At 62.1% G+C, this 21,192-nt stretch carries 19 protein-coding genes and 1 pseudogene; 18 read left to right on the top strand and 2 right to left on the bottom strand.

Going from position 1 to position 21,192, the window contains the following annotated elements:
- Nucleotides 1–313: 313 nt before the first annotated feature.
- From AC0L3I_RS01070 to AC0L3I_RS01040, 7 genes are all read left to right on the top strand, one after another.
- Nucleotides 314–718 carry a hypothetical protein gene (locus AC0L3I_RS01070; protein ID WP_473525984.1) on the top strand — a complete coding sequence of 135 codons (405 nt, stop codon included), beginning with the start codon at nt 314–316 and terminating at the stop codon, nt 716–718.
- A 362-nt stretch (nt 719–1,080) separates the two neighbouring features.
- Nucleotides 1,081–1,611, top strand: coding sequence for a protease adaptor protein RcdA (gene rcdA / locus AC0L3I_RS01065; RefSeq protein ID WP_473525669.1), 531 nt, complete (start codon nt 1,081–1,083; stop codon nt 1,609–1,611).
- 332 nt (nt 1,612–1,943) lie between these two features.
- On the top strand, nt 1,944–2,453 hold the full coding sequence (gene ruvC / locus AC0L3I_RS01060; protein ID WP_473486339.1) for a crossover junction endodeoxyribonuclease RuvC: 510 nt from the start codon (nt 1,944–1,946) through the stop codon (nt 2,451–2,453).
- A gap of 10 nt (nt 2,454–2,463) precedes the next feature.
- Nucleotides 2,464–3,084, top strand: coding sequence for a Holliday junction branch migration protein RuvA (gene ruvA / locus AC0L3I_RS01055; RefSeq protein ID WP_473486340.1), 621 nt, complete (start codon nt 2,464–2,466; stop codon nt 3,082–3,084).
- 43 nt (nt 3,085–3,127) lie between these two features.
- On the top strand, nt 3,128–4,165 hold the full coding sequence (gene ruvB / locus AC0L3I_RS01050; protein ID WP_027152903.1) for a Holliday junction branch migration DNA helicase RuvB: 1,038 nt from the start codon (nt 3,128–3,130) through the stop codon (nt 4,163–4,165).
- A gap of 295 nt (nt 4,166–4,460) precedes the next feature.
- The gene (locus AC0L3I_RS01045; protein ID WP_473525668.1) at nt 4,461–5,483 is read left to right on the top strand and encodes a heme-binding protein; all 1,023 of its coding nucleotides are present in this window, start codon (nt 4,461–4,463) and stop codon (nt 5,481–5,483) included.
- 307 nt (nt 5,484–5,790) lie between these two features.
- Nucleotides 5,791–6,699, top strand: a complete 909-nt coding sequence (locus AC0L3I_RS01040; RefSeq protein WP_473525667.1) for a metallophosphoesterase — start codon at nt 5,791–5,793, stop codon at nt 6,697–6,699.
- Between the two features lie 133 nt (nt 6,700–6,832).
- Here AC0L3I_RS01040 and AC0L3I_RS01035 read toward each other — a convergent pair.
- Nucleotides 6,833–7,203 (bottom strand): annotated as a pseudogene (locus AC0L3I_RS01035) (glycosyl hydrolase); the annotation flags it as partial.
- Between the two features lie 133 nt (nt 7,204–7,336).
- Between AC0L3I_RS01035 and ybgC the strand changes: the two are divergent.
- From ybgC to ftsH, 9 genes are all read left to right on the top strand, one after another.
- Nucleotides 7,337–7,810 (top strand): tol-pal system-associated acyl-CoA thioesterase, encoded by a 474-nt coding sequence (gene ybgC, locus AC0L3I_RS01030; RefSeq protein WP_473525666.1) that lies wholly within the window; start codon nt 7,337–7,339, stop codon nt 7,808–7,810.
- 289 nt (nt 7,811–8,099) lie between these two features.
- The gene (tolQ, locus tag AC0L3I_RS01025; protein ID WP_023799988.1) at nt 8,100–8,810 is read left to right on the top strand and encodes a protein TolQ; all 711 of its coding nucleotides are present in this window, start codon (nt 8,100–8,102) and stop codon (nt 8,808–8,810) included.
- Between the two features lie 9 nt (nt 8,811–8,819).
- Entirely contained in the window at nt 8,820–9,278 is a 459-nt protein-coding gene (tolR, locus tag AC0L3I_RS01020) for a protein TolR (RefSeq protein ID WP_095495377.1), read from the top strand.
- A gap of 7 nt (nt 9,279–9,285) precedes the next feature.
- Complete coding sequence (locus tag AC0L3I_RS01015) at nt 9,286–10,443, top strand: energy transducer TonB family protein (RefSeq protein ID WP_473525665.1); 1,158 nt, start codon at nt 9,286–9,288, stop codon at nt 10,441–10,443.
- A 67-nt stretch (nt 10,444–10,510) separates the two neighbouring features.
- Entirely contained in the window at nt 10,511–11,794 is a 1,284-nt protein-coding gene (gene tolB / locus AC0L3I_RS01010; protein WP_244602968.1) for a Tol-Pal system beta propeller repeat protein TolB, read from the top strand.
- A gap of 267 nt (nt 11,795–12,061) precedes the next feature.
- Complete coding sequence (pal, locus tag AC0L3I_RS01005; protein ID WP_027152911.1) at nt 12,062–12,568, top strand: peptidoglycan-associated lipoprotein Pal; 507 nt, start codon at nt 12,062–12,064, stop codon at nt 12,566–12,568.
- 201 nt (nt 12,569–12,769) lie between these two features.
- Nucleotides 12,770–13,879, top strand: a complete 1,110-nt coding sequence (gene ybgF / locus AC0L3I_RS01000; protein ID WP_473525664.1) for a tol-pal system protein YbgF — start codon at nt 12,770–12,772, stop codon at nt 13,877–13,879.
- Between the two features lie 58 nt (nt 13,880–13,937).
- Nucleotides 13,938–15,311 (top strand): tRNA lysidine(34) synthetase TilS, encoded by a 1,374-nt coding sequence (gene tilS / locus AC0L3I_RS00995; protein WP_473525663.1) that lies wholly within the window; start codon nt 13,938–13,940, stop codon nt 15,309–15,311.
- A gap of 123 nt (nt 15,312–15,434) precedes the next feature.
- Nucleotides 15,435–17,363, top strand: a complete 1,929-nt coding sequence (ftsH, locus tag AC0L3I_RS00990) for an ATP-dependent zinc metalloprotease FtsH (protein WP_065011263.1) — start codon at nt 15,435–15,437, stop codon at nt 17,361–17,363.
- Nucleotides 17,364–17,589: 226 nt separating this feature from the next.
- Here ftsH and AC0L3I_RS00985 read toward each other — a convergent pair whose 3' ends face one another.
- On the bottom strand, nt 17,590–18,252 hold the full coding sequence (locus tag AC0L3I_RS00985; protein WP_473525662.1) for a hypothetical protein: 663 nt from the start codon (nt 18,250–18,252) through the stop codon (nt 17,590–17,592).
- Nucleotides 18,253–18,729: 477 nt separating this feature from the next.
- On the opposite strand from AC0L3I_RS00985, the gene glmM reads away from it, so the two are divergent.
- Both glmM and AC0L3I_RS00975 read left to right on the top strand, forming a co-directional pair.
- Nucleotides 18,730–20,082, top strand: coding sequence for a phosphoglucosamine mutase (gene glmM, locus AC0L3I_RS00980; RefSeq protein WP_473525661.1), 1,353 nt, complete (start codon nt 18,730–18,732; stop codon nt 20,080–20,082).
- A 224-nt stretch (nt 20,083–20,306) separates the two neighbouring features.
- The gene (locus AC0L3I_RS00975) at nt 20,307–21,152 is read left to right on the top strand and encodes an outer membrane protein (RefSeq protein WP_473525660.1); all 846 of its coding nucleotides are present in this window, start codon (nt 20,307–20,309) and stop codon (nt 21,150–21,152) included.
- The last annotated feature ends 40 nt before the right edge of the window (nt 21,153–21,192 follow it).

Genomic DNA, 21,192 nt, shown 5'->3' with positions numbered 1-21,192 from the left:
GCGCACATTTTGCTCCGTCTCGCTGCGAGGAGCGGGCGTTTAGCGCGGCGCCTGTTTCGGAACGATGTCGCGTCGGAGGCGGCTTTGTTTCGGTGTCCTAGGAGACACGGCCGTGACGGCATCGTTCAGCGATTGCGCGAGCGTGTCGCGCTGTTTCCTGCTATTCTGACGGCGCCGGGAAGGGTCGGGCGCCATGCGGCATCGTCCAGAAACATTGCCGATGCTAATGCACCGATGCCGGGGACCCGGTGGCGGGTCAACCGCCTGAACTCAACCCATTCCCATGACGGGAAAAGGCAAAACGGGGGATACTATGCAAAAGGTAGCACGAAATTTCTTCACACTAGCCGTCGTCTACGCACTGTTCGGGATGGCGCTCGGCCTTCAGATGGCGATCAGCAAAGATCATGCGCAGATGCCGACCCACGCCCACATAATGGTGGCCGGATGGCTGATGTCGGCGGTGTTTGCCTTCTTCTACCATCTGTTTCCGGCAATCGGGCAAAAGACGCTTGCCACCGTCCATTTCTGGTTGACGGCAATCAGTGGCATCGGCCTGTTGATCGGCCTTTACATCATGCTTGGGGGCAACGCGGCGATCGAGCCGCTGGTGGCAACGTCGTCGATGGGTTTTTATGCAGGATTGCTGCTGTTCGCCTACATCGCGCTACCGGTGGTGTGGAAAGCCGAGCGGCTCCCTGAGGCCCAAAAGGCCTGAATATTGTGCTGTTACGGCACAGGCGGGCGACGCTTGTTCAAAAAATATCCGCGCCGTTAAGGCCTCATTAAGCTTTACAGGCGTTTACTATGTGCATCCAGTGATCTGGATTCTTACCGAGTGGTTGGAGCCACTTTGTTTGACGCCTCCCTGTTAAACTCCTGAGAGCCGCCTTATCCGCGGCTCTTTTTTTGTCCGCGATCCGGATTGCCAACGTCTGCGCCGCCATTAACCGTTTGTTAAACATGTGCTTGCCTTCGCCGGCGGCGAAGCGCATTTTCAAACCTCGGTCATATAGGCTGCAGGGCGTAACGGCGATGACGCCGATTCGGCCGGCTGTAAGGCAAGTGCAGGGCGTATCGATGAACGACTCTTCGAAGGGAAGCGCGAAAACCATCAAGCTGGCGGAGCGCCGGGTTTTCTCCCAATCCTTCAAGCCGCTCTACCAGGAAGGCATGGGCCTGGTCGAGCAGGCGGCCGAATATCTGGACGGCAAGGGCCGGGCCGAAGCGAAGAAACTGTCCAGGCTGGCGGCGACGCTCTATGCGGCCGAATCGATGCGACTGACCACGAGGCTGATGCAGGTCGCCTCCTGGCTGCTATTGCAGCGCGCGGCGAATTCCGGCGAGATGACCCGCGATCAGGTTGCTTCCGAAAAATCCAAGGTGCGCCTCGACACCGCTTCCGCCAACAACGATGCCGCAGGCTGGGTCGAACTGCCCAAGGATTTTCTTGACCTCATCGACCGCTCGCTGCGCCTGCAGGCGCTGGTGCGTCGCATGGACGAGGAGATCTACGGCGGCGCCGTGGCCGACGTGTCGCCATCCGGCCGCCGCGTCAATCCGGTTTCCGATCAGATCACGTTGCTGAACACGGCTTTCGCCCGCGGCTGAGAGACCGTTTGGAAACTCTACTCTGGCGGCATCTGATGGCGTTTTCTGCGCTTACCTACAGCGCCGCGCGTCCTCTTGGACGCGCAAAGGACGCTGTAGCACTTTGATTTTTGCGCATGATCCTTTCCGAAAATCGGTTCCGATTTTCGGGGTCATGCGTGGGCTCACGGACCCAAATGTCCGCTCCGCTCCGTTCTCGAAACCACCACCATATGACTCGCCGGAGCGACTTTCGAAACAGTCTCTTTGGCTCTTCCTGCAAGCAGCGGAGCCTGTTTCTGGTTTGTTCACATTTCGCTGGCATCGCTGTCCGCCAAGGGTAGACTTGGCGGATGGGGGAAACGATTCGCATTATCGGCATCGATCCGGGGCTGAGGCGCACCGGCTGGGGCATCGTCGAGAGCCTCGGCAATTCGCTGCGCTTCGTCGCCTCCGGAACCGTCCGTTCCGACGACAAGGCGGCGCTGGCGACACGGCTTTGCCAGTTGCATGATGGGCTCGCCGAGATCCTGCATACCGCCATGCCGCACGAGGCGGCGGTCGAGCAGACTTTCGTCAACAAGGATGCGGCGGCGACGCTGAAGCTTGGCCAGGCGCGCGGCATCGCCATGCTGGTGCCGGCGCTGGCAGGTCTGGTCGTTGCCGAATATGCGCCCAACGCCGTCAAGAAGGCGGTGATCGGCGTCGGCCATGGCGACAAGAAGCAGATCCACATGATGGTCAAGGTGCTGATGCCGAAGGCGACGTTCGACACCGACGATGCCGCCGACGCGCTGGCCATTGCCATCTGCCACGCGCATCACCGGCAGAGTGTTGTCTACAGGATGGCGGCGCTGGCATGAGGGACCACACATGATCGGCAAGCTCAAAGGCACGCTGGACGAGGTCGACGAGGATTTCTGCATCGTCGATGTGCACGGCGTCGGCTATGTCGCCCACTGCTCAGCGCGCACGCTTGCCGCTTTGCCGGCACCCGGCGAGGCGGTGGTGCTGTTCATCGAGACCTATGTGCGCGAGGATATGCTGCGGCTCTACGGTTTCCAGTCGGTGCTGGAGCGCGAGTGGTTCCGGCTGTTGATGAGCAATGTGCAGGGCGTCGGCGCCAAGGTGGCACTGGCCATTCTGTCGACGCTGGCGCCGGCCGATCTCGCCAATGCCATCGCGCTACGTGATATTGCCATGGTCAGCCGCGCGCCCGGCGTCGGCAAAAAGGTGGCCGAGCGCATCGTCACCGAACTGAAGAACAAGGCGCCAGCCTATGCGGGCACTGCCTCCGGCACCATCGGCCTGAAGCAGGAACTCGGCGATGGCGTCGCGCCGGCGCCGATCACCGACGCCGTCTCGGCGCTGGTCAATCTCGGCTATTCGCGCGATACCGCCGCCAATGCGGTGGCGGCGGCGCTGAAGAGCGCCGGCGAGGATGCGGATGCTTCGAAGCTGATCCGCTTCGGGCTGAAGGAGCTGGCGCGGTGAGTCTGCGCTTGTCCCGTTCCCTGCCCTGTGCAAGGAAGGCCGCATGAGCCTTTCGCCACGCCTCATTGCTCCCGACAAGCGCGGCGAGGATGCCGAGCAGACCTTGCGGCCGCAGACGCTCGGCGACTTCGTCGGCCAAGCGGCGGTGCGGGCCAATCTCAAAGTGTTCATCGAGGCTGCCAAGGGCCGCAGCGAGGCGCTTGACCACGTGCTGTTCGTCGGGCCGCCCGGCCTCGGCAAGACGACGCTGGCGCAGATCATGGCGCGTGAGCTCGGTGTCAATTTCCGCTCGACCTCCGGTCCGGTCATCGCCAAGGCCGGCGATCTCGCAGCGCTGCTCACCAATCTCGAAGACCGCGACGTGCTGTTCATCGACGAGATCCACCGGCTCAACCCGGCGGTCGAGGAAATTCTCTATCCGGCGATGGAGGATTTCCAGCTCGACCTGATCATCGGCGAAGGGCCGGCGGCGCGCTCGGTCAAGATCGATCTTGCCCGCTTCACCCTCGTCGCCGCTACCACCCGGCTCGGCCTTTTGACCAATCCGCTGCGCGACCGCTTCGGCATTCCAGTCCGCCTCAATTTCTACTCCGTCGAGGAACTGGAGCAGATCGTGCGGCGCGGCGCCCGCATCCTTGCGATGCCGCTCGGCGACGATGGCGCGCTGGAGATCGCGCGACGCGCGCGTGGGACACCGCGCATCGCCGGCCGCCTTTTGCGCCGCGTGCGTGATTTTGCATCAGTCGCCGGCGACGGTCATGTCGATCGCCAGATCGCCGACGAGGCGCTGACGCGGCTCGAGGTCGACGCGCTCGGCCTCGACGCGCTCGACCGCCGCTATCTCTCGATGATCGCGCGGAATTTTGGCGGCGGGCCGGTCGGCATCGAGACCATCGCGGCAGGGCTTTCCGAGCCGCGCGACGCCATCGAGGATATCATCGAGCCCTATCTGATCCAGCAGGGCTTTATTCAGCGCACGCCGCGCGGCCGCGTGCTGACCGCCAATGCCTGGCGGCATCTCGGACTCGACGCGCCGAAGGATCTGGCGCAGCAGCAGATCAGCCTGTTCCAGGAGGAATGACGAAGTCTGCAGGCGCGCCTCTCAGTCGCGAATGCTTCTGTGTCTTCGTCGGGTCCAAGGTGTGATGATTGACAAGGATTATAATCCTCATCATGCTGCTCATTTCTTAACCATAGAAGTTCAGTCAAATTTCGATTTGACTTTTTTCAAATAGTATAGCGTTATTTCAGGCACCGCGTAATATGCGACATTAAGCGCTCACGCATAACTATATGCATTGAAGTTCTGGCTTTCTACGCCGCTGACAGCGGTGAAGAAATATATTGTCAATTGTTCAATATGGCAGGGGGAAGCTATGATTGCAGCAAGCAGAGTGGCCGAGCTTAAGACAGAACCCCGCTACATCGATATCGCCAGACAGGGTGATAGCGATCTCGATGTACTCAAGTTACTTCCTGGAACGTGGAAGAATTGCCCGGGCATGAAGGGGCGCGGCTGGAATGCGATCGCTTTGCCATTCGCTTCATCGGGCAGCGGGATCGACTACCGGCTCCTGGTCAATCAATATGATGAGGTGCTCAAATTCACCTTGGTGGACAAGGGCGTCAAGAATCGCGGCATACAGAGGAACGGAACTTCGATCAACACCGACCAGGTCGTGGTCGCACTGGATTACGAGCAACGGATCGAGCAGTTGCTTGCCGACGATTTTCCGGCGAGCGGTTTGCAGGGAGATCCGAACACGACGATTCACCACGAGCCGGGCCTTTGGTTGTTCATGACCAATGAGGCAGAGAAAACCAGCAACATTGGACGCCTTGGGACCATTCCGCACGGCGACTCACTGCTTGCATTAGGTGCGGGCGAGGTCACCAACGGGCCGCCGACAATTCCGCCAATCAACGGGTTGCCGATAGGCGTCAATCAGAATCTCACCAGTCCCTATCTGGCGCCCTACAATCATTTTCATCTCGCTCCGTTCAAGGGTGTTGTGGCCGATCCCACCTTTCCGGGTTTCGATCCGGTAAAGCCACATCTGCTTCTTGTCGGCGGCGCTCCGGGAACCGTAACCAGAACGACAAAGCTGCAGGTCAGCACGACTGTCGAGACCGCCGGGATCGTCAATATTCCCTTCATCGTAAGGCAGGCCAACGCGGCCGAAATGATTTCGACTTTCTGGATAATGGAATTGGACGAGCTGACGCCCGCGGGAACGCCGCGCCTCATTCTGCAATATCTGCAAATCGTGCTTCTCGATTTCTTCCCGCGTCGCGATGGTCTGCCGGGCCTGATAAGATGGCCCCATGTCAGCATCAATACGATGGAGAAGGTCGCGGATGCCGACGCAATGAAGACAGCGGCGCCAGCCACGCCCTGATGCATGTCGCCCAAAAGTGCGCAGCGGTTTTGGGGCAACGACATGCATGGAAACAAACATTTGAAGCGCGTCGCATGAATCCTTTCAAACGCGGCGCACTTTGAGCCTGGTCCATCCCGACAGCGGGATGGGGCTCTATCTCAATGTTTGAGCACCGGATTTTCCCAAAACCGGTACCCACTTTTGGGTCCGATGCTTTAGCTGCGCAAAATCTCCTAATCCTGGTCAGCTTGCCGGCACATTTGCGGATTTTAACGCGAAGCCTCGCGCTGTGGGACGACGATCCCGCGAACGACGGAGCTGAGCGATGATCACCAGACGTGGCTTCCTGCGCCTCATCGGCGGTTCGTTCTTATCGGCCGTGTCGCTCAGCGCTTATGCGGTTGGCCTCGAGCCGATGTTGCTGACGCATGTAAAGCGCTATTCATTGACGCCGCCAAACTGGCCTGCAGGATTGCGGCTTCGCGTTGTCGCTCTCGCCGATATTCATGCTTGCCGGCCATGGATGACGCCGGAGCGGATCAGGTCGCTTGCCGAACGGGCGAACACCCTGCAGCCGGATCTGATTGTCCTGCTTGGCGACTATGCAGCCGGCACACGCCTGGTTACGGACTGGGTGGATTCCTCCGAATGGGCACCGGCCCTGTCCGGCCTGAAGGCGCCGCTCGGCGTGTGGTCAATCCTTGGCAATCACGACTGGTGGGAGGACCTTTCCGCGCAGAAGGCCGGGTTGGGGCCGACGGTGGCGCGCCGGGCGCTCGAGCACGCCGGCATCCCGGTCCTGGAAAACGATGCCGTCCGCCTGGAAAAGGACGGGCATGGCTTCTGGATCGCCGGACTTGCGGACCAACTTGCGCTGCGGCCGGGCAAAACCTGGGGCCGCAGCGGATTCAAAGGACTGGACGACCTGCGCGGCACGCTGGCAAAAGTAAGCGACAAGGCTCCCGTTATTCTGCTCGCACATGAGCCGGACATATTCCCGAAGGTCCCGTCACGGGTATCGTTGACTCTTTCGGGTCATACCCATGGCGGACAGGTGCGGCTGTTCGGCTATTCTCCGGTCGTGCCATCCCGCTTCGGCAACCGTTTTGCCTATGGCCATGTCGTGGAGGAGAACCGGCACCTGATCGTCTCCGGAGGGCTCGGTTTCAGCATTCTGCCGGTGCGTTTTGGGATGCGCCCAGAGATTCTTTCGATCGAACTGGGTTCAGCCTGACCGTCAATGAAGTGACTTGATCGCGTCCATCACATCCGGCTCGGCCTTGTCGCCATCAAACGCCTCGACGATGCCGAAGGCGCCGCCATAGTTTCAGACCGACCATGCGAAGCCATGGGCTTCCGCGCGCGCGATGCATGTCGACGATGACTTTCAGCCCGGCGCGATTGATCATGCGCACCGAGTCCAGCACGCTGACATAGAGATCGTCGCGCAGCGCCAGCGTCTGACCGGACAGGAACGGCGACGGGTCGACCGGCATGCGCAGGAAATCGAAGCCGGCGCTCTTCAGCGGTCATCGTCGCTGAGGAATTTGCGCCATTCCGGCTAGGGCAGGATTGCCCGCCGGTCGCCCCATTTGTCCTCGCCCGGCCAGGTCGTCCATTGGTCGAGGTTGAGGCCGCGCTTCATCGAAAAGCTCGCCGCCTGGCCCGGCAGCGCCAGCGCGGCCAGCACAAGCAGCGCCGCCATCAAGGTCTTGATCATCGCCGTCAACAGTGCCATCGGGTTCATGCGCCAAGCTAATGCGTGTCGCCCAAAAAGTGTGTAGCGGTTTTGGGACAACGACACGCACGGAAACAACCACCTAAAGCGCGTCGCGCTTCAGGTGCCCGGTCAGCCCGAAAAGGAAAGCGCAATGGACGATCATGGTGAATCGGCGACGCTCTGCGCCGGGCTTTCCGGCGCGCTGACGGAATTCGGCCACCGGCTGATGGCGCGGGTCTATTATGCCGACACCGATTTCTCCGGCGTCGTCTACCACGCGCGCTATCTCGAATTTTTCGAGCGCGGCCGTTCCGATTATCTCAGGCTTGCCGGCGTCCATCACACCGAGCTTGCCGAGGGCAAGCATGGCGAAAAAATAATCTGGGTGGTGAGGCGCATGGAGATCGACTTCCGTGGATCCGCCCGCATGGACGACATCCTGACCATCGAAACGCGCACCGAGGACATTTCGGGCGCCCGCATCTTCATGGCGCAGCAGTTGAAGCGCGGCAGCGAGGTGCTGGTCGAGGCGCGGGTCGAGGCGGCGATTATCGGCGAAAACGGCCGGCCAAGACGTTTTCCGAAGGAATGGATCGCAGCCTTCATGCCCAAGACAAGTCGGTAGTTCAAATCGGTAAGTTACCACCCAATGATCCGATGACGATGCCGGGCGGCTCGCCCAAGGCGCGGCAATGCGCCGCGCTGTCCGTCCTAACCCATCCTTAACCATAACGGTTCATGAAGAGGGTGGTGGAGATTGGAGAATCCAGCGCCTTCCTTTCACCAAGATTTGCTCCGAAAACGCCGGCAACGGTGCATTTTGGGGTTATTCCGCAAGCGTTGCGCGAACGGACCACAAGGGATGCCCATGGGCCAGCCGCCAGCCGTGCCCGGAAAATCTTAAGGACGTAACCATGGAAAATATCGCACTCGCCGAACCGGGCGCGCATTTGTCGATTTGGGCGCTGTTTACGCAGGCCGGCTGGGTGGTCAAGCTGGTCATGATCGGGCTGCTCTGCGCCTCGATCTGGACCTGGGCGATCATCGTCGACAAGCTCGTCGCCTATGGCCGTATGCGGCTCGCGCTCAATCGCTTCGAACAGGTGTTCTGGTCGGGGCAGTCGCTGGAAGAACTCTACCGCACGCTCGCCGACCGCAAGACGTCAGGCATGGGCGCCATTTTCGTCGCCGCCATGCGCGAGTGGAAGAAGAGCTTCGAGAAGGGGGCGAAATCGCCGCTTGGCCTGCAGACCCGCATCGACAAGGCGATGGACCTGGCGCTGACCCGCGAAATGGAAAAACTGGAAGGACGGCTTGGCTTTCTCGCCACCACCGGCTCGGCGGCGCCCTTCATCGGCCTGTTCGGCACCGTGATCGGCATCATGACCTCGTTCCAGGCGATCGCCGCATCCAAGAATACCAGCCTGTCGGTGGTCGCACCCGGCATTGCCGAGGCGCTGCTGGCCACCGCAATAGGCCTGCTCGCGGCCATCCCCGCCGTCATCGCCTACAACAAGCTGTCGTCGGACGCGAGCAAGATCGCCGTGCGCATGGAGGGGTTCGCGGACGAGTTCTCCGCCATACTCTCGCGCCAAATCGATGAAAAAGTCGCGCAGAAGACCTGAGGAACAATCATGGGAATGTCTGTAGGCGCGGGTGGCGGAGGACGCGGTGGTCGCGGCCACAGGCGGCGCGGCCGCCATCACGCGATGATATCGGAAATCAACGTCACGCCGATGGTCGACGTGATGCTGGTGCTGTTGATCATCTTCATGGTCGCGGCGCCCTTGCTGACGGTCGGCGTGCCGATCGACCTGCCGGACACGCAGGCCAAGGCGATGAATGTCGACACGCAGCCGATCACCGTCTCCATCAACTCCGCCGGCCAGATCTATCTCCAGGAGACCGAAATCCCGGTTGAGGAGCTGGTGGCGAAGCTGCAGGCGGTTTCGAAGACCGGCTATGATGAGCGCATCTTCATTCGCGGCGACAAGTCCACCGACTATGGCACCGCGATGAAGGTGATGGCCCGGATTTCGGCCGCCGGATACAAGAATATCGGCCTCGTTTCACTGCAGGAACAGGATCAATAGACGCAAGATGAGGACCGGCCTCACCACATCGGTGATCTTGCATGCGGTCGCGATCGGCTTCGGCCTGTTCACGCTGTCGGCGCCGGCTGCATTGCCGGCGTCCGATGCCGAGTCTCTGGCGGTCGAAATCGTGCCGATGGAAGCGATCGCGCAGATACAGCAAGGCGACAAGAAAGCTGCGGTGAGCGAAAAGCCGGCGCCATTGCCGACCCAGCGTCCCGACATCGTGGCCGACGCGCAGACGGTCGGCGACAACAGCGTCGATACCGACAAGCCGCCGACGCCGGAACCCAAGCCCCAGCCGGTCGATATGGCTGAGGCGCCGCCGCCCGCGCCGACGCCGAAAGAAAAGCCGAAGCCCGAGGACGTGCCGAAACCGAAGGAGCAGCCCAAGCCAGTCCCGGCGACGGAGGTCGCACCGGTCCCGCAGCCGAAGGAAGAGGTCAAGCCCGAGCCGGTCAAGCAGGCGGAGCCTAAGCCGACGCCGGCCAAGGAGCCGGCGCCGACGCCGCCGCAGGACAAGACCGCCGCCATCGACCCGAAGCCTGAGGTCAAGCCGGACGCCGTCGCCGAGGCCATCGCCCAGGAGCCGCCAACCGAGACGACGCAGCTTCCGGACTCTGCGCCTGCCCCGCAGGCGCGGCCGAAGCCGCAGCCGGCCCAGGCCGAAAGCGCAAAGGCGCCGGAGCGCAAGGATGCCGACAAGCCGGTCAAAGAAGCCTCGTCCAAGCCAAAATCGGAAGACAAGCAGTTCAACGCCGACGAGATTTCCGCTTTGCTCGACAAGCGAAAGCCGTCCGGCGGCGGTGCCAAGCGCTCGACCCAGCAGGCGTCTCTCGGCGCCGACAAAAACCAGGGCCAGAAGCTTTCAAGGTCGGAGCAGGGGGCGTTGGAGGCTCAACTTGGTGGTTGCTGGACCCTGCCGGTGGGGCTCGAGGGTTCCGAGAATTTCATCGTCGTAGTCCGGTTCAACCTCGACGCCTCCGGCAAGCTGGACGGACGGCCATCTGTCGAAAAGTCGAGCGGAAGCCGCCCGTTCGACGAAAGTGCCGTGCGCGCGGTTCAGAAATGCGATGTGGCCGGTCTGCAGGTCCCCGCAGGCAAACAAGACATCTGGGCCGACGTTCGTGTCACGTTCGATCCGAGGGAGATGCTGGGCCTATAGGCCTGGCGCCCCGTAGAATATTAAAGAGAAGCGAGAAGACATGAAATCCATCCTCCAGCCGCTCCTGATGATCATAGCGATGGCGCTGGGCATGACTGCCGCCGCCACCTTGCCGGCGCGGGCGCTCGTTGAGCTCAACGTCAACAAAGGCAATGTCGAGCCGCTGCCGATCGCCATCACCGACTTTCAAGGTGGCGATGCGCTGGGTGCGGAGATTTCCGGCATCGTCAGCGCAGACCTGAAACGCTCCGGCCTGTTCGCGCCGATCGACAAGAGCGCCTTCATAGAAAAGATCTCCAATCCGGATGCCACGCCCCGTTTCGAGGACTGGAAAGTGATCAATGCCCAAGCGCTGGTCACCGGCAGCGTCAGCAAGGAGGCCGATGGCCGCGTCCGCGCCCAGTACAGGCTGTGGGATACGTTTGCCGGCCAGCAGATGTCCGGCGAGCAGTTCTTCGCCAACGACGCCAATACGAGGCGTGTCGCCCATATCATCGCCGACGCGATCTATGAACGGCTGACCGGCGAGAAGGGCTATTTCGACACGCGCGTCGTCTTCATCGACGAATCGGGCGCAAAGAACGCGCGCAAGAAGCGCCTCGCCATCATGGACCAGGACGGCGCCAATATCCGCTACCTGTCGGATGGCAGGTCGATCGTGCTGACCCCGCGTTTCTCGCCAAACCGGCAGGAAATCACCTACATGTCCTATGAAAGCGGCCAGCCGAAGGTCTATCTGCTGCAGATCGAGACCGGGCAGCGCGAACTGGTCGGCGACTTTCCCGGCATGACCTTTGCGCCGCGCTTCTCGCCCGACGGCCAGAAGGTGATCATGAGCCTGCTGCGCGACGACGGCAATTCCAACATCTTCGCCATGGATTTGAGGAGCCGCTCGACGACAAGGCTCACCAATTCGACGGCCATCGACACGTCGCCATCCTATTCTCCGGATGGCAGCAAGGTGGTGTTCACCTCCGACCGCGGCGGCCGCGCGCAGATCTATGTGATGGGCGCCGACGGTTCGGGCCAGACCCGCATCTCCTTCGGCGATGGCGTCTATTCGACGCCGGTGTGGTCGCCGCGCGGCGATCTCATCGCCTTCACCAAGCAGACTGCCGGCGAGTTCCAGATCGGCGTCATGCGCGTCGACGGTTCGGGCGAGCGCATCCTCTCAACCGGCTTCCAGCAGGAGGGGCCGACCTGGGCGCCCAACGGCCGGGTGCTGATGTTCTTCCGCGATTCAGCCGGCGGGCCGAAACTCGTTTCGGTCGATCTCACCGGCCGCAACGAACAGTCGATCCCGACGGCGAATTTCGCATCGGACCCGGCCTGGTCGCCGCTGCTCGAGTGAGAGGAATTGGAGAAATGAAGAATTGAAGAGATGGAGAAAACGGGATTCCTCAACTCTTCGATTCGATCCTTTCCACGGCTTCGTCGCGTTTTAGCCGCATTTCCGCCTACGGTCCGCGCACATTGTTGCCCCTCTGGTGGCGTCTGGCAAAACGGCTGCGGACGGCAGCCGAAACCAAATTTTAACCGTGTTTCTTGAACGCCGGTTAACCCAAACGTGGTTACTGGACGATCAACGAAATCACTCGAATTGCGAAGGAGAGGCGGCATGGGCCGTATCGCAGCACTTACCAGAAACCCGGCGATGATCGCGCTGGTGGCGTTGCTCGCCATCGCCGGTTGCGCCTCGAAGAAGAACCTGAACAGCGCCGCCGATCTTGGTCTCAGTGGCGCCGGGGCGGCAACGCCCGGATCGGCCCAGGACTTCACCGTCAACATCGGCGACCGCATCTTCTTCGACACGGATTCGTCCTCGATCCGCGCCGACGCGCAGACGACGCTTTCGCGCCAGGCGCAATGGCTGAACCAGTATAGGCAGTATGCCATCGTCATCGAAGGCCATGCCGACGAGCGCGGCACGCGCGAATACAATCTGGCGCTCGGCGCCCGCCGTGCCGCCGCCACCCGCGACTTCCTCGTCGCCAGGGGCGTTTCCGCCCAGCGCCTGAAGACCATTTCCTACGGCAAGGAGCGTCCGGTCGCGGTTTGCGACGACATCTCCTGCTGGTCGCAGAACCGCCGCGCCGTCACCACGATCAGCGGCGCCGGTTCTTGATCGGCAATTCTTGATCGGCAGAAATGCAACACATATGTGCGAAAGGCGGCCGCGGCCGCCTTTTTCATGTCCGGCGCCCGGATATCGGACTTGAAACAAAATTTGGCCGAAGTCCTGCGTCCTGGTAAGAGCCGAGGCGCCTGACGGTCCACTCCGATCGGAAGGCATGCAACAGGCAAACAATTTCACGGCGAGAGGCACATGCATTTCAGATCGGTCTTGAGCGGCACGCTTGCGCTGCTGCTCGTATCAAGCGTCGCCGCCCCGGCAAGCGGCGACGAGCAAGCTGCAGAAAAAAGCGGTTTTTCCTTCCGCCTGCCGACGCTCGGCATTTTCGGTGAAAAGCCGGGCATTTTCGGTGAAAAAAAGAAACCGGATCAGGCTCAATTTGCGCAGGATGGCACCGGCGCTACGGCGCTGGAGGAACAGCTCCGCCAGATGAACGGCAAGATTGAGGAACTCAACTTCCAGGTGCTGCAGATGCAGGAGCAGATCCGCAAGCAGCAGGAAGACAACGAGTTCCGCTTCCAGCAGCTGGAAGGCGGTTCGCAAGGCGCGCAGCAACCAGCGGAGCAGAAAAAGTCGGACGCCACCACCAACCCCGACAGCAGCGTCGCCGAGGCTCCGGCGACGCACGCGCCGGCCGATGCGGGCACATCGCCAGCCGGCGACCAGAGCGGGGAGGTCATCGTCGAATCGCCGACAGGCGAACCCGGCACGGTGATCCAGGGCACGCCGCCGAAGACGTTCGGCACCATCACGGTCGACAAGAACGGCAATGTGATCGACGCCGACGGCAACACGCAGGCACATGCACCGGCGCAGAACACCGCTCCTGCTACCGGCGCCCAAGGCGCCGGCGACCAGGCCGCCGGCACGCAGGCCGGCAAGTCCGACGATACGGTGGTTGCGGCACTGCCCGCCACCGACGACCCGGAGGAGCTTTACCGCAACTCCTATCAGTTCATCTTGTCGGGCGACTACGGCACTGCCGAACAGGGTTTTCGCGACCACATCGCCCGCTTCCCCAAGGACGCCAAGACGGCGGACGCGCATTACTGGCTGGGTGAGTCACTGCTCGGCCAGCAGAAATACCGCGACGCGGCCGAGACCTTCCTCGCCGCCAGCAAGGATTATCCGAAGGCCAAGAAGGCTCCCGACATGCTGCTGAAGCTCGGTGTGTCGCTGGTCGGATTGAACCAGCGCGACGTGGCCTGCGCCACTTTTGGCGAGATCGGCAAGCGCTATCCCAACGTTTCCGGCGCGCTCAAGGAACGCGTCAAGCAGGAAAGGGCGCTCGCGGCGTGCTAGTTTTTTTCTTGCATGTCGTTGCCCCAGAACCGGGGCCACTTTTGGGCGACATGCATTGATGCTCGAAACCGAGCCTGACCTTTCGGTTTTTTCGCAGATCGATTTTACCAACGGCGCTGTTGCGGCCGTGTCCGGCGGCAGCGACTCGACCGCCCTTCTCCTTCTCCTCAAAGATCACCTCGACCGTACCGCGCCCGCAACGAAATTGCTGGCTGTGACGATCGATCACGGTCTGCGGCCGGGCGCGGCCGCTGAGGCGCAAGCCGTGGCCAGGCTTTGTGCCGGGCGCGGCATTGCCCACCGCATCCTGGTCTGGTCCGGACGCAAGCCGTCGACCGGCCTGCCGGCTGCCGCGCGTGAGGCCCGCTACCGGCTGCTGGCCGAGGCAGCGCAGGCGGAAGGTATCGGCCTGATCCTGACCGGCCACACTGCCGACGACCAGGCCGAGACCGCGCTGATGCGGCACGCGCGCGGCTATGGGGCACGCGAAGAGGGGCGAGGCCTTGCGGGCATGGCACCGGCCACCCTCTATGATTGGCGGATCTGGATCGCACGGCCGCTTCTCGGCACACGACGTGCGGCGCTGCGCGAAGTCCTGCGGCGCGCAAATGTCGGCTGGGCCGAAGACCCGACCAATGAAGACGAGGCTTTCGAGCGGCCGCGTATCCGCGCAGCGCTTGCCGACGGCAATGGCGCGCAGCGCGTGGAAGACGCGGTGGCGCTGGCCGCGCGGGCTGCGGTCGAGCGCGAACAGCTTGGCCATCACGCCGCCGCGCTGATCCGTGGCTTTGCCAGCAGGCCCGCCGCCGGCCTTATCCGTCTCGATCCGGGCTTTGCGACGGCCGGCGACGAGCCGGCGGCCGTCTACGCGCTGCGCATCCTGCTGGCGACTGTCGGCGGCGTTGCCTTTCTGCCCGACCAGGCTCGCAGCGAAGCGCTGCTCGACCGGCTGAGGACCGCGCCATTTTGCGCTACATTGTCGCGGACGGTGATCGATGCACGGCGTGCCGGCATCTTCCTGCGTCGCGAAACCCGCAACCTGCCGCCCGCCGCTCCTGCCGTGGACAATGCCCTCTGGGACGGCCGCCGGAGGATCACATTGGGCGACGAACCCGGTGCATTTTTGATCGCGCCGCTCGGCGCGGCTCGTGCCGCAAAACAGGCAATTGCCGAAGACGGCACGCCGCCAAGCCTTGTCCGCGCGGCTCTGGCGGCCGAGCCGGTGCTGTGGCGCGCAAGCGAATATCTTGGCGAATGCCTCGGTTCGGCGCAGGACAGCCCGGGATTGCCAGGAATGGCGGTATCGCCGGTCGTCGCGCCCTTTGCCCGCTTCCTGCCGTCATTCGATCTGACGCCGGCCGGAACGGTCGCCGCGCTGATCGGTGCGCCGGTTCTTCCTGCCTCGCCTTTCAGCGGCCACACTGCCGGTTGATCATGGGCGAAAGCTTAACCGCGACATGCTGTTCTGCTTGGCAAGGGAAGGCGCCATCCCTATGTTAGACCCAAGTTTCCTCTCACGACGCGTGTCCGCCAGCGGACGCCAACGGGACAATTGATGAATCCGAATTATCGCAATCTCGCGCTCTGGGCGATCATAGCGGTCCTGCTCATCGCTCTCTTTAATCTGTTCCAGACGCCGCAGACGCGCGGAGCAGCGAGCGATGTCCCCTATTCGCAGTTCCTGCAGGATGTCGCGGCCGGCCGGGTCAAGACGGTGACCATAGCGGGTGCCCGCATCTCGGGCACCTATACCGACACCTCTACCGGCTTCCAGACCTATTCGCCGGGTGATCCGTCGCTGGTTTCGAGACTCCAGGACAAGAACGTCACCATCAACGCGCGCCCCGAATCCGACGGTTCCAATTCGCTGTTCGGCTATCTCATCTCCTGGCTGCCGATGATCCTCATCCTTGGCGTCTGGATATTCTTCATGCGCCAGATGCAATCCGGCTCCGGCCGCGCCATGGGTTTCGGCAAGTCGAAGGCCAAGCTTTTGACCGAAGCGCATGGCCGCGTCACCTTCCAGGACGTTGCCGGCGTCGACGAAGCCAAGCAAGATCTGGAAGAGATCGTCGAATTTTTGCGTGATCCGCAGAAGTTCCAGCGGCTTGGCGGTAAGATCCCGCGCGGCGTGCTGCTCGTCGGCCCTCCCGGAACCGGCAAGACGCTGCTTGCCCGTTCGGTCGCCGGTGAGGCCAACGTGCCGTTCTTCACCATTTCCGGCTCGGACTTTGTCGAGATGTTCGTCGGCGTTGGCGCCAGCCGCGTCCGCGACATGTTCGACCAGGCCAAGAAGAATGCGCCCTGCATCATCTTCATCGACGAAATCGACGCGGTCGGCCGCCATCGCGGCGCCGGCCTCGGCGGCGGCAACGATGAACGCGAGCAGACGCTGAACCAGTTGCTGGTCGAAATGGACGGCTTCGAATCCAACGAAAGCATCATCCTGATCGCCGCCACCAACCGGCCGGACGTGCTCGATCCGGCGCTGCTCAGGCCCGGCCGTTTCGACCGCCAGGTGGTGGTGCCGAATCCCGACATCGTCGGCCGCGAGAAGATCCTGAAGGTGCATGTGCGCAACGTGCCGCTGGCGCCCAATGTTGACCTCAAGGTGATTGCACGCGGCACGCCGGGCTTTTCCGGAGCTGACCTGATGAACCTCGTCAACGAATCCGCCCTGATGGCGGCGCGGCGCAACAAGCGCCTTGTCACCATGGCCGAGTTCGAGGACGCCAAGGACAAGATCATGATGGGCGCCGAGCGCCGCTCGTCGGCCATGACCCAGGCCGAGAAGGAACTCACCGCCTATCACGAGGCCGGCCACGCCATTCTGGCGCTGAACGTGCCGTCGGCCGATCCGCTGCACAAGGCGACCATCATCCCGCGTGGCCGGGCGCTTGGCATGGTCATGCAGCTGCCGGAAGGCGACCGCTATTCGATGAGCTACAAATACATGATCTCGCGCCTCGCCATCATGATGGGTGGCCGCGTCGCCGAGGAGTTCAAGTTCGGCAAGGAGAACATCACCTCGGGTGCCTCCTCGGACATCGAGCAGGCAACCAAGCTGGCACGCGCCATGGTCACGCGCTGGGGCTTCTCCGACAAGCTCGGCCATGTCGCCTATGGCGATAACCAGGAAGAGGTCTTCCTCGGCCATTCGGTGGCGCGCACGCAGAACGTCTCGGAAGAGACGGCGCAGATCATCGACGCCGAAGTGCGCCGGCTGATCGACGAGGCCTATTCGACGGCGAAATCCATCCTGACCAAGAAGAAGAAGGAATGGATCGCGCTGGCGCAGGGGCTTTTGGAATACGAGACGCTGTCCGGCGAGGAGATCAAGCAGTTGATCGCCGGCCACAAGCCCGCGCGCGATCTCGGCGACGACACGCCGCCGAGCCGTGGCTCGGCCGTGCCGAAGTCCGGCAGCCGCCGCAAGAAGGGCCCGGAGCCCGAAGGCGGCATGGAGCCTCAGCCGTCAAGCTAGGCCCGCCCAAGAGGTTGATTTCGAAAACGCCGCGGTGTTGACCGCGGCGTTTTCCGTTCAGGAGGTGCCGTGATGAGGGCCGATCTCCCACGCAAGGGGGGAGATCGGCCGTCACTTCCGCTTTTACAAACCTTCAGCACTGCAGGCGCAATTTATCGCCGGCAGCAAGAAAGGCCCGCGAAGCTTGCGGCTCGCGGGCCTTGCTATCTTCGAATGTTGATGCCGATCAGCTCTTCAGCGCGGCATTGCAAAGGCTGTAGAAGCCGCCACCGTTCTGGATCCACTTGAGGCCACCCAGCGTCCCGGCATCCTTGTTGGCGTGGTACTGGTCGCGGCAGGTGTGCATGCGGGCCTTGGCCGGAGTTTCGCTGCTATACTTGGTGGAGATCGCCTTCGGAAACGTCACTCCCTGGGGAGCGATGAGGGTCGGCGTTTCCGGGTTGCTGGTGAGGCTTGCCTGATCGGCTGCCGGCACGGTGTCGTCGGAAGCACCGGCACCGCACTGGCTCATGCGGAAGTCGTTCCACTTCATGCCGTTCAGCGTGTTGCCGGTCTTGGCCGCCTGATATTTGGCGCTGCAATCCGCTCTGCTGAGGCCGTTGCCGGCGTTGACAGTTGCCGCTGCCTTGGTCGTCGCTGCAGCGGCCGCATCGATAGTTGCAGCGCTGGTGCTGTCCGCCTTGGCTGGCGTGGCGTCGGCTGCGGCGGCCTCGGTGCCGCATTCTGCCTTGCGGAACTGGTTCCAGTTCTGGCCGCCAAGTGTTCCGGCGTCCTTTGCCGCGTTATACTTGGTGCTGCATTCGGCCATGGTCAGCGCATTGGCAGGCGCCGCCAGGAATAAAGTCACGACGGCAAGACCCGTCAAAGTGGCAAGTCGATGGATGAGCATGCGTCTTCTCCCTCATGTGTTCACGATATGTCCCATGCAAGCAATAGCACTCAACGACTGGTTGCGCCAGATGCTAAATAGCGCAAAAGCCGCCTGAAAGTGCATTATTTCCAAGAGAATGATGGAATCGCCGGCAGCTACTGTCCGCCAGATGCAATTTTTCCGGGCGTTTGCACGGAAAACGCGTATAGAGCGGCCACAGTCAGGAACGGCCTCACGACAGGTTGATCGGGTCGGCCGGTGCGGCGGACCTGATTGCCCGGACACTGACGACACACCAAAGAATGCAGATACGGTCTGAAGTTCCTGAAGGCTGCTGCCACAACCGGAGCAGGCAAACACACTAGCGTGACACAAAACACACAAACCAACAATTTTCTAAGGATTGGCGACGTACAATAATGCATTGTGATGATAGGGCTCGGGCCAATTTGTGGCATGACGTGCCGGAAAAGAACCATCGGGAAGCTGGCTAGCATGGCAGGAAGTTATTTCGGTACGGACGGCATTCGCGGGCGCGCCAACAGGTTTCCAATGACGGCGGAGGTCGCCATGAGGGTCGGCATGGCCGCCGGCCTTTCGTTCCAGCGCGGCAACCATCGCCACCGGGTCGTGCTCGGCAAGGATACCAGGCTTTCCGGCTACATGATCGAGAATGCGATGGTGTCGGGCCTGTGCGCCGCCGGCATGGACGTGTTCCTGCTCGGCCCGATTCCGACGCCCGCGGTCGCCATGCTGGTACGCTCGTTGCGCGCCGACATCGGCGTGATGATCTCGGCCTCGCACAATCCTTACTACGACAACGGCATCAAGCTGTTCGGCCCAGATGGCTACAAGCTCTCCGACGAGATCGAGGAGCGCATCGAGGGGATGCTCGACAAGGATATCGACCTGGCGCTCGCCGATTCGGACGGGCTCGGCCGCGCCAAGCGCGTCGACGGCGTTCATGACCGCTACATCGAATTCGCCAAGCGCACGCTGCCACGGTCGATGTCACTGTCGGGCCTCCGCATCGTCGTCGATTGCGCCAATGGCGCTGCCTACAAGGTGGCGCCCGAGGCGCTGTGGGAACTCGGCGCCGAGGTCGTCGCCATCAATGTCGAGCCCAACGGCTTCAACATCAACAAGGAGTGCGGCTCGACCCATCCGGCAGGCCTGCAGAGGAAGGTGCACGAAGTGCGCGCCGATATCGGCATCGCGCTCGACGGCGACGCCGACCGTGTCGTCATCGTCGACGAGAACGGCGCGATCGTTGATGGCGACCAGATCATGGCGCTGATCGCCGAGGCCTGGCATCAGAGCGGACGGCTGGCCGGAGGCGGCGTCGTTTCGACGGTGATGTCCAATCTCGGCCTCGAACGCTTCCTCGGCGACATGAACCTGCAGTTGCACCGCACCAAGGTTGGCGACCGCTATGTCGTCGAGCACATGCGTGCGCACGGCCTGAATGTCGGCGGCGAACAGTCGGGCCACATCGTGCTGTCCGATTTTTCCACGACCGGCGACGGCCTCGTTTCGGCGCTCCAGGTGCTCGCCTGCATCAAGCGGCAGAACAAGCCGGTCAGCGAACTGTCGAAGAAGTTTGCGCCGGTGCCGCAGCTGCTGAAGAACGTCCATATTTCCGGCGGCAAGCCGCTCGAGGAAGCCCCGGTCAAGGCGGCGATCGAAGATGCACGCCACCGGCTGGGCAAGGCCGGGCGCCTGGTCATCCGGCCATCCGGCACGGAACCACTTATTCGCGTCATGGCGGAAGGCGATGACCAGCAATTGGTCGAGGCCGTCGTCAACGACATTGTCGGGGTCATTTCGGAAACGCGCAGCGCCGCCTGATCCTGCAGCTTTGCCAGTTCGAAAGCCCGCCTCCCGGCGGGCTTTTTTATTGGGTTGCATTCCAATTAATCCAGGGAAATGACGCGAAATCCTGAAAGATTTAGAGATTCATGGTTAAGCGATAAGGTTAAACGCCTTTTAACTTTTCCAATTCATTATCCACGACTGAAGCCAATCAGATTCGGACGCGTTCGCTGTGCCGAGGGTTCTCAGGGGTGACAAGCATGTTGAATACAGCAAGAACGGCCCTCTTTGCCGCGCTGCTCGCGGGCGCGGCCGGACCAGTGTTCGCCGCCGACTTCGTCGAGCCGCCCGTGGTCGAGCCGGCTCCGCCGCTGCCGGTCTACGAGCCGCCGGTCGAATATGGCGGCTGGTACATTCGCGGCGACATCGACTATCACTGGTCGGAGTTCCGCGGCGGCGACTACATCACTTATAGCGCGGCCCCGCCGCAGAATCCCGGCAGCTTCGACAGCGGCGAGTTGGACGGCGCCTTCTCGGCCGGCGCCGGCGTCGGTTACCAGATCAACCAGCATTTTCGCACCGATCTCACTCTGGACTGGATGAGCAAATCCGATTTCCGTGGCTCGACCAGCGGCTTCTGCGGCATTAATCAAACGCCCTGCACCTCGACCGACACCTCGTCCTATTCGGCGCTGCTGCTCCTGGCCAATGCCTACGTCGATATCGGCACCTGGCACGGCATCACGCCCTATGTCGGTGCCGGCATCGGCGGCGCCTGGGTCAAGTGGGATACGCTGCACAACAGCGATATCGACGGCGATTTCGAGCATCATGGCGGCAAGGACTGGCGTTTTGCCTATGCTGCCATGGCGGGCGCATCCTACTGCCTGACTGATCGCGTCAAGCTCGATGTCGGCTACCGCTTCAGTCATATCGAAGGCGGTAAGATGTTCGATTACGCTTCAGACAGCAATGTCGGTCCCGGCTATGACAAGGGCATCAATGTGCACGAAGTGCGCGGCGGCCTGCGCTATCAGTTCGGCAACTCGGACTGCGCCCAGCCGGTGCCGATCGCCTACGAACCCGAACCGGTCTACACCAAGTAATCACTTCGAGAGCAGGTTTGCAGACCGCCCGGCAAAAGCC

It is taken from the genome of Mesorhizobium sp. WSM4840 (assembly GCF_055811755.1).
Note: the sequence above shows the minus strand (reverse complement) of the source record. Positions and strands in the feature narration are given on the sequence as shown.

Excerpts from the sequence above, each read along its gene's own strand:
- AC0L3I_RS01070 (WP_473525984.1), top strand. The coding sequence starts at position 314 with ATGCAAAAGGTAGCACGAAATTTCTTCACACTAGCCGTCGTCTACGCA.
- rcdA (WP_473525669.1), top strand. The coding sequence starts at position 1,081 with ATGAACGACTCTTCGAAGGGAAGCGCGAAAACCATCAAGCTGGCGGAG.
- ruvC (WP_473486339.1), top strand. The coding sequence starts at position 1,944 with ATGGGGGAAACGATTCGCATTATCGGCATCGATCCGGGGCTGAGGCGC.
- ruvA (WP_473486340.1), top strand. The coding sequence starts at position 2,464 with ATGATCGGCAAGCTCAAAGGCACGCTGGACGAGGTCGACGAGGATTTC.
- ruvB (WP_027152903.1), top strand. The coding sequence starts at position 3,128 with ATGAGCCTTTCGCCACGCCTCATTGCTCCCGACAAGCGCGGCGAGGAT.
- AC0L3I_RS01045 (WP_473525668.1), top strand. The coding sequence starts at position 4,461 with ATGATTGCAGCAAGCAGAGTGGCCGAGCTTAAGACAGAACCCCGCTAC.
- AC0L3I_RS01040 (WP_473525667.1), top strand. The coding sequence starts at position 5,791 with ATGATCACCAGACGTGGCTTCCTGCGCCTCATCGGCGGTTCGTTCTTA.
- ybgC (WP_473525666.1), top strand. The coding sequence starts at position 7,337 with ATGGACGATCATGGTGAATCGGCGACGCTCTGCGCCGGGCTTTCCGGC.
- tolQ (WP_023799988.1), top strand. The coding sequence starts at position 8,100 with ATGGAAAATATCGCACTCGCCGAACCGGGCGCGCATTTGTCGATTTGG.
- tolR (WP_095495377.1), top strand. The coding sequence starts at position 8,820 with ATGGGAATGTCTGTAGGCGCGGGTGGCGGAGGACGCGGTGGTCGCGGC.
- AC0L3I_RS01015 (WP_473525665.1), top strand. The coding sequence starts at position 9,286 with ATGAGGACCGGCCTCACCACATCGGTGATCTTGCATGCGGTCGCGATC.
- tolB (WP_244602968.1), top strand. The coding sequence starts at position 10,511 with ATGATCATAGCGATGGCGCTGGGCATGACTGCCGCCGCCACCTTGCCG.
- pal (WP_027152911.1), top strand. The coding sequence starts at position 12,062 with ATGGGCCGTATCGCAGCACTTACCAGAAACCCGGCGATGATCGCGCTG.
- ybgF (WP_473525664.1), top strand. The coding sequence starts at position 12,770 with ATGCATTTCAGATCGGTCTTGAGCGGCACGCTTGCGCTGCTGCTCGTA.
- tilS (WP_473525663.1), top strand. The coding sequence starts at position 13,938 with ATGCTCGAAACCGAGCCTGACCTTTCGGTTTTTTCGCAGATCGATTTT.
- ftsH (WP_065011263.1), top strand. The coding sequence starts at position 15,435 with ATGAATCCGAATTATCGCAATCTCGCGCTCTGGGCGATCATAGCGGTC.
- AC0L3I_RS00985 (WP_473525662.1), bottom strand. The coding sequence starts at position 18,252 with ATGCTCATCCATCGACTTGCCACTTTGACGGGTCTTGCCGTCGTGACT.
- glmM (WP_473525661.1), top strand. The coding sequence starts at position 18,730 with ATGGCAGGAAGTTATTTCGGTACGGACGGCATTCGCGGGCGCGCCAAC.
- AC0L3I_RS00975 (WP_473525660.1), top strand. The coding sequence starts at position 20,307 with ATGTTGAATACAGCAAGAACGGCCCTCTTTGCCGCGCTGCTCGCGGGC.